We start from the raw sequence: 13,589 nt of genomic DNA, 5'->3' as shown, positions 1-13,589 counted from the left end.
GCCTCCGCTACTTTGCGGCTCAGGACAGCTTCGGGAGTACAGGGCCTCGTTGCGCAAGCCTGCTGACGGCCCGCAGGTGCCGTTGGCTCCGCTGAACGTCGACCGCGTGGTGGAACAGTGGCGCGCCGACCGTCCTGAGCTCCCGGCGCGCAACACGGTATCGGTCGGTGTCAGTGAGAGGACACCGACCTCGTCGGTGCGATGGTGGCATCGCCTGCGGTGGTGGCGCGGCTGAGCAGAGCCTCCTTGCAGGGGCGAACTGGCGTGTGCCCAAACACTTTAAGTGTATCTATTGTTTCAGTGTCGACCAAAATTACTCCATCGGCATTATTTCATCCCTTGCGCTTCCCAAAAACCAGCACCGAGGTCACTGGGCTGGCTGGAGGCGTTTGCCGTGGCGTCCGCCGATGTACTGGCCGTGATGGACGACGGTGCGCCCGGCGAGACACACCCAGTCGATGCCGAGTGGGGAGTGCACCGGATCGCGGTAGTCACCGACGTCGGTGACGTTCTCGGGATCGAAGGCAACGAGGTCCGCGATGTGGCCTGGGGCCACGACACCCCGGTCGGGGATGCGGAAGGTCGCCGCGGGCAGCGACGTCATGCGGCGGACGGCCTCGGGCAGGTCGAGCGGTGCGGCAGTGCCGGGCTGTTCGTGCAGTCCGGCTTGCGTGTAACGGCTGAGCATGCGGGGGAAGGTGCCGAACAGTCTGGGGTGGGGCTTGCCGCCGGTGCCCGGGGGGAGGCCGTCCGATCCGATCATGGTGTTCTCGTCGCCGAGTGCGGTCAGCAGGTCGTCCTCGTGCATCGAGAACAGGACCATGGTGGCCTGCAGCTCCTCGGCGATCAGGATGTCGAGGAGCGCGTCGATCGGGCGGCTGTCGGTCGCTCGCGCGATCTCCTGGAGCGTCTGACCTTCGTGTCGGTGGCTGGCGGTTCCCGCGATGAGGATGCGGTCCGGGTCCTTGCCGGGAAGCTCCCCGCCGAGGATTTCGGTGAGGCGTTCTCGATGGTCGCGAAGCCGGTGCAGCACGTCCTGCGTTCCACCGGCGAGATACGCGGACGGCAGCGTCGAGGTGAGCATCGTCGACGACGCCGTGTACGGATAGACGTCCTGGGTCACGGCTGCGCCGCGCTCGCGGGCCCCGCGCAACAGGGCGAGTGCCCTGGGTATTTTGCCCCAGTTCGCGTCACCGGCTGCTTTGAGGTGGGACACATGCGTCCGGCCCGCGACGGCGCCGATGCGGAGCGCCTCGTCGAGGGCGTCGAACAGGCCGGCGCCTTCGTCGCGCATGTGAGTGGCGTAGAGGCCGTGGCCGCCGAGGACCTCAGCGAGCAGGAGCAGTTCGGCGGTCTCGGAGAACACGGCGGGCGGGTAGACGAGTCCGCTGGAGAGGCCGAACGCTCCGGCGTGCATCGCCTCCTCGAGTGCGTGGCGCATCCGGCGGAGGTCGTGTTCGTCCGGCGCGGCGTCGGTCATGCCGGTGGCGGCGATGCGGAGGGTGCCGTGCCCGACGAGCGGGCAGTGGTGGGTCACGTAGCCGGCGTCGTCGAGCGCGGCGGTGAGTTCGCCGAAGGTGGACCAGGTGAACTCGATCGGCGGAAAGAGGCGGCGGGTGAACGCGTCGAGCTCGGAGCCGTGGTCCCGGCTGCGCGGGGCGAGGCTGAATCCGCAGTTGCCGACGACCTCGGTGGTGACTCCTTGACGGACCTTGGTGGTGTCGTCGTCGGGCAGCAGCGGGGCGTTGTCGGCGTGGGAGTGGGTGTCGATGAAGCCGGGGGCGAGGACGAGACCGTTGAGGTCGCGGACGGGCCGGTCGCGGGGGAGCACGCCCGGGTCTTCGACGGCGGTGATGCGGTCGCCGGTGAGCAGGACCTCTGCGGGGCGGAGGGGGCGGCCGGTGCCGTCGGCGAGGGTGGCGCCGGTGAGCAGGGTGGAGTCCACGACTTCCCTTCGTCGCAGGTGGATGCGCTTGAGGGTCGCTCGGGTCGAGCTGCGTCGGCGGTGCGAAGACTGTCGGTGCAGTGTCGCTGAGCGCAACACCCCTCGGACGTCGGTGCGAGAAGTTCAGGTGCGTAGTTCGCGGATGCCGGGGGTGCTGCGTTTGCGGCGCAGCCAGACCTTGCGGCTGCCGTCGGAGTAGAGGAGCACGCGGGAGAGTTCCCAGCCGGAGAATTCGGCGTGGATCGTGAGTTGGGTCGCCGCGCTGATCCGGGTGATCCCGGGTGGCAGGCGCAGCGGCCGGTACTCCCAGTCGGGGTCGGTGTTCTCGCTCATCTCGCTCACAGGGCCACCACCTGAATTCCGTCGCCGGTCGCGGAGGTGACGTAGACGGTGCCGGTGGCCGGGTCCACCGTGGCGGCGTTCGGTTGCCGCACGGTGGGGAACCGGTGCCGTTCGACCGGTTCACCGCCTGCGATGTCGTAGCCGACGAGTTCGTTGGTTTCGGTCAGGGTGATCCACGCCAGGTCCCGTTGCGGGTCGTAGGCGAGGGCGTAGGGGGCTCCGGGGACGGGGTAGCGCTGTTTGAGGATGAGGGGGTCGGTGGAGAAGGCGAGCAGTTCGTTGCCTCGAGTGTCGGTGGTGAGGATCCGCTGGTAGCGGTCGGTGACGGCGTGGGTGGCGCCTTCGCCTGCGCGGAGTGCTTCACCTTTGTCGGTGCTGCCGGGGTCGAGTGCCGTGAGTGAGGTGGTGTGGTCGTCGAGGACGGCTTTGCCTTCGCCGGTGGTGAGGATCTCGTGGGGGCTGGTGAAGCCGGGGACGGTCGTGGTCTGTCCGTCCTTGGTGGTGGTGACGGTGCGGGCGTCGCGGAGGGCGAGGGTCAGTGCGCCGCCGGTGTCGTCGGCATCGACGGGCCCGCCTGGTGCGGGTCGGGTGTCGACACGTCCGGTGCGGAGGTCGACGGTGGCGAGGGTGTCGGCGTCGGGGACGGGGGCGAGGAGGTGGCCGTCGCGGCTGCTGGGGCTCAGCGTCGCGGGCTCGCCGGGGAGTTCGAGGGTGCGGGGTGGTGTGCCGAGTGCGGCGGTGTCGTAGAGCGCGAGGGTGCGTCCGGTGGCGACGGTGAGGGTGCCGGTGGCCGGGTCGTAGCTGGTGTGCTGCGCGGCTGCAGCGGGCAGCACCCGTCCTGCCGGGGCTTGGCCGGGTGCGGGGGAGCGCGCGGGTTCGGCGGCGCGGAGGTCGTCGGTGACCTGCAGTGGGTCGGTTGCGTTGCTGGTGGCGCAGCCGGTGAGCACGGCGGCGGTCAGACAGGTGGCTACCAGGCGACGCAAGCGACGACCTCCTCGTGGTTGACGCCTCGGTGGGGCGCTTCGCTTCTCCAGCATCCCCGACGGTCGCGGCGTGGTCACGTGTGGTCTTGCGCTCAGCCTGGCACGTCGGGCCGGTCGGCGACAGGCTCCACGCGGGTAGGGCTGCGCCGGACGTCGGGTGTGTGCGTCGGGGCGGTTGATCGACCGTGTGGGTGATGCTGGAAGATTCTGCGGAGGGGTGGTTCCGCGGAGGGGCGCGGGTGTCGGGTTCGTCGATGTGCGCTGGAGTGGTTTTCGTTGTCGTGGTTGCAGGCCATGGTGTTGGCGGTGGTCCAGGGTCTGACGGAGTTCCTGCCGATCTCCTCGTCGGGGCATCTGCGGATCGTTTCGGAGTTGTTCTTCGGGGATGACGCGGGAGCGTCGTTCACGGCGGTGACGCAGATCGGTACCGAGTTGGCGGTGGTGCTCTACTTCGCCAAGGACATCGTTCGGCTGGTGTGGACGTGGCTGCGGGGGTTCCGCGACGCCGAGGTTCGGCAGACGCAGGACTACCGGTTGGCGTGGTACGTGATCATCGGCAGCATTCCGATCGGCGTGTTGGGGCTGTTGTTCCAGGACGCGATCCGGGGTGCGTTCCGGAGTTTGTGGATCACGGCGACGATGCTGATCCTGTTCGGCGTGTTGATGGGACTCGCGGAGCGGTTCGGGCGTCAGGAGCGGCCGATGTCGGGGTTGACGCTGCGCGACGGCGTGGTGATGGGTTTCGCTCAGTCGTTGGCGCTGGTTCCGGGTGTGTCGCGGTCCGGTGGGACGATCACGGCGGGGTTGACGCTGGGCCTGGATCGTCCGACGGCGGTGCGGTTCTCGTTCCTGCTGGCGATTCCGGCGGTGATGGCGGCGGGGATCTCGGAGATCCCGCACGTGTTCGAGGCGGGTGGTCCCGGTCTGCAGCCGAGCGGGGCGCAGATGGTGGTGGCCACGGTGATCGCCGGTCTCGTCGGGTACGCGGCGATCGCGTGGTTGCTGCGGTTCGTCCAGCAGCACAGCGTGTACGTCTTCGTGTGGTATCGGATCGCGTTGGGGCTGCTGGTGTATGCGCTGCTCGGGTTCGGTGTGATGGCGCCCTGAGAGGGCTTTTGGGAACTGTCGTTGGTGCCCGTAGGGCACGGTCACACGTGATCAGCCTCGGCAGGGTGAGGGGCTCCGTCGTTCGGAGTTCGTGCCTCGCAAGGCAGGGGTTCTCGCCGCGTACGCCTGGTACTCAAGAGGACCCCAACGCCGCGAGGCGCGAACTGGGGCGGCGGTACCGGACCACCGACCTCAGTTCCACAACGCCCTCTGAGCCGAGCGTGTGGTGGGCCCCTGCCGCGTGGCGCGGCGGGGGCCCACGTGCGTGGGTGGGGGTTGGTGCGGTGGCCGTGTCGTGGCACCTAGAGTCGGCGCCGTGGCGACTCTCATCCTGCTGCGGCATGCGCGCTCGACGGCGAACGGTTCCGGAACGTTGGCGGGACGGTCCCCTGGGGTGGGGTTGGACGACTCGGGGCGTGCTCAGGCTGCGGGGCTGGCCGAGCGTCTGGGGGCGTTGCCGGTGGCGGAGTTCGTGGTCTCGCCGTTGCAGCGGTGTGCGGAGACGGTCTCCGAGGTGGCGGCCTCGCGGGGGCTGACGCCGGTGGTGGAGCCGCGGCTGACCGAGGTCGACTACGGGGACTGGACGGGTCGGGCGGTCAAGGAGTTGACGGAGGAGTCGCTGTGGAAGGTGGTGCAGCAGCACCCGTCGGCGGCGGTGTTTCCCGGTGGTGAGGGGTTGGCGCAGGTGCAGGCGCGCGCGGTGGCGGCGGTGCGTGAGCACGATGCTCGGATCACCGAGCAGCACGGGCCGAACGCGTTGTGGGTGGCGTGCAGCCACGGTGACGTGATCAAGTCGATCGTGGCGGACGCGGTGGGCACGCACCTGGACGCGTTTCAGCGGATCGTGGTGGATCCGTGTTCGGTGAGCGTGGTGCGCTACACGGAGGTGCGGCCGTTCGTGGTGAAGGTCAACGACACCGGTTCGGACGTGTCCGGGTTGTTGCCGCCTGCGGAGGAGTCCGCGAAGGACGGCGAGTCCGGCGGTGCGGAGTCGGATGCCGTGGTGGGCGGGTCGACCGGTGCGTGAGGCCGGTTCGCTGATCGTGCGGTGGCCGCAGGTGTCGGCCGGTGGGATGTTCCCGCTGCGCGATTTGGAGGAGTTCTTCGTCGGGCAATGGGGCTTGGAGCGAGATATCGCCGACGAGGCGGGCTCGTCGTTGGGCGCGTTCTCGGGGGAAGCGGCCTTCACTAGGGGCGAAGGAGAGCTCGTTTTTCACGAGTGGGGCACGTTGGTGTTGGGGGTGCACCGGGCTCCGGCCCATCGGACGCTGCATTTCCGGCTCGACGGCGGCGCGCGCGCCCGGGTGCACTTCGACTACGGGGACTTCTTTCACGATCTGGATCTGTCGTCGGGCCGGTGGCAGGCGCAGCACCCGTGTCGGGACGACCTGTATCGGGGCGAGTTCGTCGTGTGCGGCCGCGACGAGTGGTGGCAGCGCTGGTCGGTGGCGGGCCCGACGAAAAATCACGTGCTGACGACCCGCTTCCTGCGCCGGTGAGCGCTCGCGCGGCTTGAGGCTGCGCCAGGCACAAGGCGACGCAGCTTCTCCCTGCCGCTGACGCAGACCAACCCGCTCGGCGTCAGGTGCGGATCTCGACGCGGTGGCAGGGCGTGTCGGCGGGCACGTAGCGGTAGGTGTCGCGACCGAAGTGCAGGCGGACGCGGCCGCGGCGGCCGGGGGAGATGCCGTGGAGGACGCCGACAGGGCCGATCGACCCGTAGATCCGCAGGCACGTGCCGGGGGTGAGGTCGGCGGCGGCGACCGTGTCGCGGTTGATCGCGGTGGAGGCCGGCCGGATCCAGACGGTGGTGACTTTCCAGAGCGTCCAGCCGCACACGGCGACGATCGGGGACAGCAACGGCTGGTGCGGGAGGAGCAGGCAGGCTGCGGCGAGGCCGAGGAGGGCGGCCCAGACGCCGGAGCTGATGGCGACGGTGCCGACCTGGAACCAGCCGGTCGTGCGGATGGTGCCGTCGGGGCGGAGTCCGCGTGCGGTGGCCGGTTTCGGTTCGGTGGCTTCGGGCAGCGCCGTCGTCGTGTCGCGAACGGGGGTCAGGATCGTCGTGCGTTCGGTCGCCGTGGGTGGTTCGGGTGTGGTGACGACCGGCAGGACGGTTGTCGGCTCCTCTCGATGAGCAGGAGGGGGAGACGGTTCGTCGGACCCGAGGAGGCCGCGGAGCAGTGCGACGTCGAGGGCTCGTCGGGCGCCGCAGGTGTGACAGGTCAGGCTCATGCCGGTGTCGGCTGTGGCGTCGGGAGTCGGGGTGAGGGGTCCGTGTCCGCGTGGACACGGTGGTGCCCGGTGTTCGAGTTCCGCGAGCAGGGTGGTGTCGCGGTTGTTCACGAAAGGGTCCATCGCAGGATCCCGTGCTGGTAGGTGCAGGTGAGCAGTGCGCCGGTGGTGTCGGGGGTCAGGGTGCCGTGCCATCGGCATGGGGTGCCGTCGTGGGTGGTGTGGGTGCCGGTGGGGCCGGCGGCGCCGCTGGCCGGAGACGGGCTGTCGGTGGGCACGTCGACGACGGTGTGGGTGACCGCACCGGCGGCGAGGGCGATCGTGGCGAGTGCGGGGAGAATGCGCACGACGCCGGCCGTGCGCCACCACCATTGCCGTAGTTGCCCGGGGCGGCCTGGAGACACCAGGAACACTCCCACCTTGGTTCGCCGTGCCTGTGGTGCTTGATCGTAGCGAACGGGTGCGCGGTGCGGGATGGTTCGGCGCTCGTTGCCATTCCCGTTGGAGCCTGACGCACGCCAGCCGGGTGCTCGCGTGAGCCTTTTTGGTGGCTATAGCAACCAAAAAGGCTCACGCACCAGCGGCTTCGACGAGGGCGTCGAGGGATTGGTCGAGGGTGTGGGCGAGGGCGGCGACCGTGAACAGGGCGGGGGTGGGGATCCGTCCGGTCTCGATCTTGCGGAGTGTCTCGGCGCTGATGCCGGAATGGGCGGCGACGTCGACGATGCTGCGGGTGCCGCGGGCGTCGCGGAGCAGGGCGCCGAGGCGCAGGCCGCGGTCGCGTTCGTGTCGAGTCAGGGGGACGCGCACCATGTTCGTGATTCTAATACCGGTATAGTTATCATGCGTGATCGAACTCAAGTCCCGGGGTGAGCTGGCGGCGATGCGTGAGGCGGGACGGGTGGTCGCTCGGGCCCTGGCCGCGACCCGCGAATACGCCGCGATCGGTGTCCGTCTCGACGAGCTGGACGCCGTTGCGAGATCGGTCATCTCCGACGCCGGTGCCGAGCCGCTGTTCCTCGGTTACCGGCCTTCGTGGGCGCCGTCGCCGTTTCCCGGGGCGATCTGCACGTCGGTGAACGAGGTCATCGTGCACGGGCCGCCAGGGCCCGCACGGCTGGGCGACGGTGATCTGTTGAGCATCGACTGCGGCGCCTCGGTCGACGGGTGGTGCGCGGACGCGGCGATCAGCGTCGTCGTGGGGCGGGGCGGCACGATCGCCGGTGAGCTCGTCGCCACGACGGAGCAGGCGTTGTGGGACGGCATCGACGCCGCCCACCCGGGGGTCCGAATCGGCGACATCTCTCACGCGATCGGGATCGTCGGACGCAGCGCCGGGTTCGGCATTCCGGGCCGGTTGGGCGGCCACGGTGTCGGCAGACAGTGGCACGAGTCGCCGTTCGTTCCGAACGACGGTGCTCCTGGCCGGGGGATGCCGCTGCGTCCGGGGCTGGTCTTGGCGATCGAGCCGATGTTCGTGACCGGCGGCCGCGATGCGATCGACACCGGCGCGGACGGCTGGTCGGTGCTCGCCGCGGACGGGGAGTGTGCTGCTCATGTGGAGCACACGGTGGCGATCACCGATGACGGGCCTGTCGTGCTCACCGTGGACTGAGGTGCCCAGAGTCGACGTGACGTGATCCACCGGGTTCCGTCGTGCAGGAACCCGGTTGCGGAGCGGGATGCGGGCCGCGTGAAAGGCTGCGTGGATGCTGACCGTGCTGCCGAGTTTCGTCCCGATCTGGGCACTGGCGGCAGTCGGGTTCCTCGCGCGCAGGACCGGTGTGCTGGACGCCAGGGCGGGCCAGGCGCTGACAGCGTTCGTGTTCACCTTCGCCGCCCCGTCGCTGGTGTTCTCCACCTTGGCGACCAGTAGCCCACGCGGAGTGTTCCAGCCCGCGGTCGCCGGCTTCGTGGTGACCAGCGTGATCACGCTTCTCGCCGGTGGGCTGGTGTCGTGGCTGTGGTGGCAGCGTCGCGGCGGGGAACAGGTCCTCACCGGCATGGCCGGAGGCTACGTCAACGCCGGCAATCTGGGGATCCCGGTCGCCGTGCAGGTGCTGGGAAACACCGAGTTCATCATCGCGGTGATTCTGCTGCAGACGGTGCTGCTCACGCCGCTGTGCCTGCTACTGGTGGAGTACTCGTCCGGCCGGGCGGGGCGTGGTTTGCTCCCGATGCTGAGGGCTCCGTTCCGCAACCCGATCGTCGTGGGTTCGCTGGCCGGACTGGTGGTGCTGCTCTCGGGGGTGCAGCTGCCGGAGGTGGTGTTGCGGCCGGTCGAGATGCTGGGCAGAGCCGCGGTACCCGCCGGGCTGTTCGTGCTCGGTATGGCGCTCTACCGGGGAGTGGGCAGCGGGAACGAGCCCTCCCGTCCTGGAGAGATCGTTACCGTCACCGTGATGAAGCTGCTCGTGCAGCCCGCCATCGCCGTTGCCGTCGGCACGGTGCTCGGGGTGAGCGGGCCGGCGTTGTTGGCGCTCGTGCTGTGCTCCGGGCTGCCGACCGCGCAGAACGTGTTCGTCTACTCTCACCATTTCCGCCTGGTGTCGTCGTTCGTGCGCGACACGGTGTTCGTCACGACCCTGCTCTCGATGGGCACCCTGGCCTGCATCACGTGGCTGTTCGGCCCGTAGTCCCGTCTCCGCGGTCGGTGACCTCAGCAAGCTCGACCGTCAGCACCACAGCCGTGGTGCGACCAGGCGGCCGGGCACCATCGGCAAAGTGGCGTTCAGCGACGTTTGGGGTCTTTCCGGAGCAGGTCGGGACCGAGGATGCTGCGCACCACCCGGCGGGCGAGGCTGCGTCGTTTCGGCTGCGGCGCTGCGGGCGGCTGTGTCGGCGACGTGGTTTCGGCCGGGTCGACTCTGGTCGGCGCCGGTGGTTCGGTGGGCAGCTGCCGGGAGCCGGGCCCCGCCGCTGGTGTCGGCTCGCCAGGGGAGAGGCGCTTGGCGAACTCGGGGGCCTGGCCGCGGATGGCGGGCATGAAAGGCTGAGTCACCTCGAGCAACGACGGCTCGGGACGGGCGGGCGTGTGCACCGCGTCCAACGGCAGCTCGCCGGTGAACCGCGTCGTCACAGTGCCGGATCCGGAGTCGGGCGCGGATCTGGGGTCGGGCCCCGAACGAGAGTCGGCCTCCGCCCGGGGGGCAGCGGTGCGCTCTTCCCGGTCGTGCGGGACGGCGGGCTGGAACCAATGTCGAGCTCGATCGTCTTGAAGTGTCATCCGTATCGACTCTGCAGGCGGCAACGACCATGCCGTCGGGTCGCCCCGTCGGCGGATCAGACCCTACCGGTCACGGTCCGGTAAAACACCACCCGTGTGCCGTGCTCGTCGAGCCCCAGGGTGATCTCCTTGTCACGTAACGCGATCAGCCCCGTGCTCAACTGCGGTAACGGCACAAAGCCGTGCTTGCGGTAGAACGGCGCGTTCCACGGAATGTCGGCGTAAGTCACCAGAGTCGTTTCCGCGAATCCACTGTCGGCGGCCCACCCGAGCGCCGCCTGCAGCAAGGCACCGCCGAGGCCGCGTCGCATGTGGTCGGGATGCACCGAGAGCTGTTCGACGTGGGCGCGGCCGTCGATCTCCTCCAGCCGCAGGAAACCCGCCGGTGGGTCGCCTGCGACGAGGACTTTCCGTGCGGTGGCGAGTTCGTCCGGTCCGGCGGGTGGGGGGAGATCGGTGATGCCCCACGGCACGAACACGGTGTCGGCGGCGGCCTCGACAGCGGGAAGCAGCCGGAGATCGTCGGAGCGGGCGGAACGAACATGCACGTCGTCATCGTGCCCGTAGGCGCATTCCGGGTGCGAGCCGTTTCTCGCGGTCCTCACTCGGGTACGAACCGCAAGGTGTCGAAGAGGTAGTCACACACCATCGGCGTGCCGTCGTAATGCCGTGCGCGCTCGCCCTGGATTTCGCAGCGCTGCCCGAAGAACACGGTCCTCTCCCGCGGGGGTGGCGGCGCTTCCGTGGTCGTCGTCACCGGCGGAGGTGGCGGGGTGGTCGTCGGCGGGGTCGTGGTCGTCGGTTCGGGTGGCAGCGGAGTCGGTTCGGGCTCCGGTGGTGGGGGCGGCGGTGCCACGGTCGTCGTCGTGGAGGGTGGCGGTGGCGGGGGCTGTGCCTGCACCGGCTGTCGGCTGCCGGACATCAGGACACTCACGCCACCGAGTACGGCAAGAGCGACGAGCGCGGTCACCGGGACGAGCCGCAGCCGCAGGCTCGTCGCCCACCACCAGCGCCGGACCCGGTGCGGGCGGTCGCGCCCGCTACCGGTGGAGTGGTTGCGCACACGCTCTCCCGTCGGCCGTCGAGTGCGGAGATCCTAAACGATCAGTGCGGCCCGATGCTCTTCAGCCTCGGTAGGCAGCCGAGGAGCTCGGGGAAGGCGAAACCGACGACGCTGGCGCCGTAAGTGTCGACGTAGTCGGCGTCGATCTCAGAAGTGCCGAGGGCAACGAGTTCTGCATCTGACCCCGAATCGGCGGAGTCGACGCGGGTCGAGCCATGATCTAGCATGCCGGTGTGTTGACGCAGGCGCCTTCCAACAGCGTTGTGGGGTGGGTGGTGCCCGCGCTTCCTCTTTACGGTCAAGATCACGAACGCGGCGATCTCGACTGGTAAACGGGCTGGAGACACCTCGTTCCCGTCCGTTGCCGCGCGCCCGAGCACAGCGGGCGCGCGGTGCGAGCTGACCGCTGGAGAAGCAGTCATGACCGCGACCACGCCCCCTTCGTTCGAAGACTTCCTCGCTGCGCTTCCCAAGGTCGAGCTGCACGTGCACCTGGAAGGGTCCATGCAGCCGGCCACGCTGCTGGCCCTGGCCGACAAGCACCGGATCAGCGACCTGCAACGCTCGCTGGCCGAGATCCGCTCCTGGTACGAGTTCCGCGACTTCGACCATTTCCTCGAGGTGTACCGGCAAGCGGTCGACGTGCTGCGGGACGACGACGACTTCGCGCTGCTGGCCGTCGAGGTTATCCGCGCCCTGGCGCGGCAGAACGTGCGCTACGCCGAGGTGAACTTCAGCCTCAGCGATCATCTCAAACGCGGTATCCCCGCCGATGTCGTCTTCGCCGGGCTCGAGCGAGGACGTGAGCAGGTCGAGGCCGAGCACGACATCACGATCCGATGGGTGCCGGACTTCGCAGGCGACTTCGGTGTCGCCGCCGGTCAGGCCACGCTGGAGGCGGTGCTGGCGCACGGGCCGGCCAGCGTGCTGGGCTTCAGCGTCGGCGGGCTGGAGGTCGAGCGCGAACCGTTCGGGGATCTCTTCTCCCGCGCCCGCGCGCACGGCTTGCGCAGCCTGCCGCACGCCGGCGAAACCGAAGGGCCCGACCGCGTGTGGTCGGCGATCCACGCCCTTGGTGCGGACCGCATCGGGCATGGGATCGGCAGCATGCGCGACCCGGCTCTGGTCGACTACCTGCGCGAGCAGCAGCTGCCTTTGGACGTGTCGCCGACCTCCAACCTGTGCACCCGCTCGGTGAGCTCGCTGGAGGAGCATCCGCTGCCGTACATGCTCGACGCCGGGCTGCTGGTCACCCTCAACTCCGACGACCCGCCGATGTTCGGCACCGACCTCACTGGCGAATACCGCACCGCAGCGCGGATGGGACTCGACCGCGCGACCCTGGCCCAGCTCGCCCGCAACGGCGTGCACGCCGGCTTTGCCGTACCAGCACGCAAAACCGCGCTCGTCGCCGAGATCGGCACCACCCTGGCCCAGCACGATGCAGCGGCGGGGCCAGGAAACGCTGACGTGCCATGACCCCACAGCTGCTTCCTGCGTCCGCACAGGACCCTACGCAGTTCCGCCTCCACGGCGCTGTGGCCTGATTTTCGGAAGGAACACGTCGTGTTGTTGATCGATCTGCACAGGCATCTTGAGGGCTCACTCCGTCCGGCAACTGTCCTGGACTGTGCGCGCCGAGACGGCCACTGGCTTGCCCGGCATGAGTACGCCGAGAGCGAGTTGACCGCCAACGGCCGGCTCCCTGGACTGCTTCCGTATCTTGACAAGATCGACAATGGGATTGCCGCCGCATCCCGGCTGGCCGATTGGCAACGCATCGGCCGAGAAGCCGTCGAGGACGCCGCCGCGGATGGGCTCGACTATCTGGAGCTGCGGTCCGACGAGCTATGGCAATCACGCAGCACGCACCGCACTTTGACGGAAGGCACGCACTGGACCGTTGTTACTACTGTTGCGAGGCCCTGCGGGGAATGGCGCGCACGAGCGGCGGTGCTGTTGCCAGGAGTGCGAGCAGTGCCATGATGACGCTGGTGGCCAGTGCGAGGCGGCTGGAAGCAGTATCGGCGGCGAGACCAGCTAGGGCGGATCCGGTGGCGTTTCCGGCACCGAACGCCGTGATCATCCAGGCGTGGGCTTCGGTGATGGTGCCTTCCGGGGCCAGCTGAGCGATGAGGGTGAACGAACAGGCCAGGACAGGGGGCAGCGCGAGGCCGCTGAGGATGGCCAGCAGCATGGTGCCTGGGGTACTGGTTTGGATCATCAGCGGGGCATAGCCCAGCGCCAGCGCGCATAGCAAGAGCTGGAGCCGGCGGTGATGGTTGGCGGCGGCCGAGGCGGTGGTGTAGGCGAGGCCGCCTGCCAGGGCGCCGAGTGCGTTGGCGGCAATCAGCCAGCTAGCGACGCTGGGAGTGCCGAGTTGCTCGGCGTAGGCGGTGATCGCGACGGTGAAGGCGCCGATGGTTGCGCCGACGAACAGCAGGGCGATCAAAAGCCGCGCGAGCGGCGCCGAGCGCAGCGGGCCGACCCAGTGGGTGACCGTGGCAGTACCGCGCCACCGACGTGCGGGGGCGGCGGTGGCAAACCATAGGCTGCCGGTCAGTCCCAGAATGCCTGCGGTCACGAGTCCGGCGGCGGGGTCTGCCACAGTAGTGGCGATCAGAACCACGAGCGGGCCGGCGACGAAGATCAGTTCTTGCGTGGCGGCGTCGAGGGAGTAGGCCACTC

General features: G+C 69.2%; 18 protein-coding genes. 8 read left to right on the top strand and 10 right to left on the bottom strand.

What is annotated here, in order from left to right:
- The first annotated feature begins 49 nt into the window (after nucleotides 1-49).
- On the top strand, nucleotides 50-235 hold the full coding sequence (locus tag GIY23_RS11260) for a hypothetical protein (protein WP_154076605.1): 186 nt from the start codon (nucleotides 50-52) through the stop codon (nucleotides 233-235).
- Nucleotides 236-367: 132 nt separating this feature from the next.
- Here the strand turns inward: GIY23_RS11260 and GIY23_RS11255 are convergent, their stop codons facing one another.
- The 3 genes from GIY23_RS11255 to GIY23_RS11245 form a co-directional block, all read right to left on the bottom strand.
- Complete coding sequence (locus GIY23_RS11255) at nucleotides 368-1,945, bottom strand: N-acyl-D-amino-acid deacylase family protein (RefSeq protein WP_154076604.1); 1,578 nt, start codon at nucleotides 1,943-1,945, stop codon at nucleotides 368-370.
- 123 nt (nucleotides 1,946-2,068) lie between these two features.
- Nucleotides 2,069-2,278: a DUF5703 family protein gene (locus GIY23_RS11250; protein ID WP_187352156.1), complete on the bottom strand. Its 210-nt coding sequence runs from the start codon at nucleotides 2,276-2,278 to the stop codon at nucleotides 2,069-2,071.
- Nucleotides 2,279-2,283: 5 nt separating this feature from the next.
- Nucleotides 2,284-3,270: a YncE family protein gene (locus tag GIY23_RS11245; protein ID WP_154076602.1), complete on the bottom strand. Its 987-nt coding sequence runs from the start codon at nucleotides 3,268-3,270 to the stop codon at nucleotides 2,284-2,286.
- Nucleotides 3,271-3,546: 276 nt separating this feature from the next.
- Between GIY23_RS11245 and GIY23_RS11240 the strand changes: the two genes are divergently transcribed.
- From GIY23_RS11240 to GIY23_RS11230, 3 genes are all read left to right on the top strand, one after another.
- The gene (locus GIY23_RS11240) at nucleotides 3,547-4,377 is read left to right on the top strand and encodes an undecaprenyl-diphosphate phosphatase (RefSeq protein ID WP_154076601.1); all 831 of its coding nucleotides are present in this window, start codon (nucleotides 3,547-3,549) and stop codon (nucleotides 4,375-4,377) included.
- 316 nt (nucleotides 4,378-4,693) lie between these two features.
- Entirely contained in the window at nucleotides 4,694-5,404 is a 711-nt protein-coding gene (locus tag GIY23_RS11235; protein ID WP_154076600.1) for a histidine phosphatase family protein, read from the top strand.
- Entirely contained in the window at nucleotides 5,397-5,876 is a 480-nt protein-coding gene (locus tag GIY23_RS11230; RefSeq protein ID WP_228717662.1) for a DUF6314 family protein, read from the top strand. Before GIY23_RS11235 ends, GIY23_RS11230 begins: the two co-directional genes overlap by 8 nt.
- A gap of 82 nt (nucleotides 5,877-5,958) precedes the next feature.
- Here GIY23_RS11230 and GIY23_RS11225 read toward each other — a convergent pair whose 3' ends face one another.
- From GIY23_RS11225 to GIY23_RS11215, 3 genes are all read right to left on the bottom strand, one after another.
- On the bottom strand, nucleotides 5,959-6,735 hold the full coding sequence (locus GIY23_RS11225) for a hypothetical protein (protein WP_154076599.1): 777 nt from the start codon (nucleotides 6,733-6,735) through the stop codon (nucleotides 5,959-5,961).
- Complete coding sequence (locus GIY23_RS11220) at nucleotides 6,720-7,016, bottom strand: hypothetical protein (protein WP_154076598.1); 297 nt, start codon at nucleotides 7,014-7,016, stop codon at nucleotides 6,720-6,722. The genes GIY23_RS11225 and GIY23_RS11220 overlap by 16 nt, the downstream gene beginning before the upstream one ends.
- Before the next feature lie 166 nt (nucleotides 7,017-7,182).
- Nucleotides 7,183-7,425 carry a helix-turn-helix domain-containing protein gene (locus tag GIY23_RS11215; protein WP_154076597.1) on the bottom strand — a complete coding sequence of 81 codons (243 nt, stop codon included), beginning with the start codon at nucleotides 7,423-7,425 and terminating at the stop codon, nucleotides 7,183-7,185.
- 34 nt (nucleotides 7,426-7,459) lie between these two features.
- Between GIY23_RS11215 and map the strand changes: the two genes are divergently transcribed.
- Entirely contained in the window at nucleotides 7,460-8,227 is a 768-nt protein-coding gene (map, locus tag GIY23_RS11210) for a type I methionyl aminopeptidase (protein ID WP_154076596.1), read from the top strand.
- A gap of 94 nt (nucleotides 8,228-8,321) precedes the next feature.
- Nucleotides 8,322-9,248: an AEC family transporter gene (locus tag GIY23_RS11205; RefSeq protein ID WP_154076595.1), complete on the top strand. Its 927-nt coding sequence runs from the start codon at nucleotides 8,322-8,324 to the stop codon at nucleotides 9,246-9,248.
- A gap of 95 nt (nucleotides 9,249-9,343) precedes the next feature.
- On the opposite strand, the gene GIY23_RS11200 is transcribed toward GIY23_RS11205, so the two are convergent.
- The 3 genes from GIY23_RS11200 to GIY23_RS11190 form a co-directional block, all read right to left on the bottom strand.
- Nucleotides 9,344-9,691 (bottom strand): hypothetical protein, encoded by a 348-nt coding sequence (locus GIY23_RS11200; RefSeq protein ID WP_222850287.1) that lies wholly within the window; start codon nucleotides 9,689-9,691, stop codon nucleotides 9,344-9,346.
- 203 nt (nucleotides 9,692-9,894) lie between these two features.
- Nucleotides 9,895-10,386 carry a GNAT family N-acetyltransferase gene (locus GIY23_RS11195; RefSeq protein ID WP_154076593.1) on the bottom strand — a complete coding sequence of 164 codons (492 nt, stop codon included), beginning with the start codon at nucleotides 10,384-10,386 and terminating at the stop codon, nucleotides 9,895-9,897.
- 53 nt (nucleotides 10,387-10,439) lie between these two features.
- On the bottom strand, nucleotides 10,440-10,901 hold the full coding sequence (locus GIY23_RS11190; RefSeq protein ID WP_154076592.1) for a hypothetical protein: 462 nt from the start codon (nucleotides 10,899-10,901) through the stop codon (nucleotides 10,440-10,442).
- A gap of 420 nt (nucleotides 10,902-11,321) precedes the next feature.
- Here GIY23_RS11190 and add point away from each other — a divergent pair, with 420 nt between their 5' ends.
- Together add and GIY23_RS23405 are read left to right on the top strand one after the other, a co-directional pair.
- Complete coding sequence (gene add / locus GIY23_RS11185; protein ID WP_154076591.1) at nucleotides 11,322-12,380, top strand: adenosine deaminase; 1,059 nt, start codon at nucleotides 11,322-11,324, stop codon at nucleotides 12,378-12,380.
- An 87-nt stretch (nucleotides 12,381-12,467) separates the two neighbouring features.
- Nucleotides 12,468-12,887: an amidohydrolase family protein gene (locus tag GIY23_RS23405; RefSeq protein WP_222850286.1), complete on the top strand. Its 420-nt coding sequence runs from the start codon at nucleotides 12,468-12,470 to the stop codon at nucleotides 12,885-12,887.
- Here GIY23_RS23405 and GIY23_RS11175 read toward each other — a convergent pair.
- Nucleotides 12,811-13,587 carry an MFS transporter gene (locus tag GIY23_RS11175; RefSeq protein WP_187352102.1) on the bottom strand — a complete coding sequence of 259 codons (777 nt, stop codon included), beginning with the start codon at nucleotides 13,585-13,587 and terminating at the stop codon, nucleotides 12,811-12,813. The two genes, GIY23_RS23405 and GIY23_RS11175, sit on opposite strands and share 77 nt — an antisense overlap.
- Between the last annotated feature and the right edge of the window lie 2 nt (nucleotides 13,588-13,589).

Origin of the sequence: Allosaccharopolyspora coralli (assembly GCF_009664835.1) — a bacterium.
GTDB classification, from domain to species: domain Bacteria; phylum Actinomycetota; class Actinomycetes; order Mycobacteriales; family Pseudonocardiaceae; genus Allosaccharopolyspora; species Allosaccharopolyspora coralli.
Note: the sequence above shows the minus strand (reverse complement) of the source record. Positions and strands in the feature narration are given on the sequence as shown.

Coding starts and splice junctions, on each gene's coding strand:
- GIY23_RS11215 (WP_154076597.1), bottom strand. CDS start 7,425: ATGGTGCGCGTCCCCCTGACTCGACACGAACGCGACCGCGGCCTGCGC.
- GIY23_RS11225 (WP_154076599.1), bottom strand. CDS start 6,735: ATGGACCCTTTCGTGAACAACCGCGACACCACCCTGCTCGCGGAACTC.
- GIY23_RS11250 (WP_187352156.1), bottom strand. CDS start 2,278: ATGAGCGAGAACACCGACCCCGACTGGGAGTACCGGCCGCTGCGCCTG.
- add (WP_154076591.1), top strand. CDS start 11,322: ATGACCGCGACCACGCCCCCTTCGTTCGAAGACTTCCTCGCTGCGCTT.
- GIY23_RS11205 (WP_154076595.1), top strand. CDS start 8,322: ATGCTGACCGTGCTGCCGAGTTTCGTCCCGATCTGGGCACTGGCGGCA.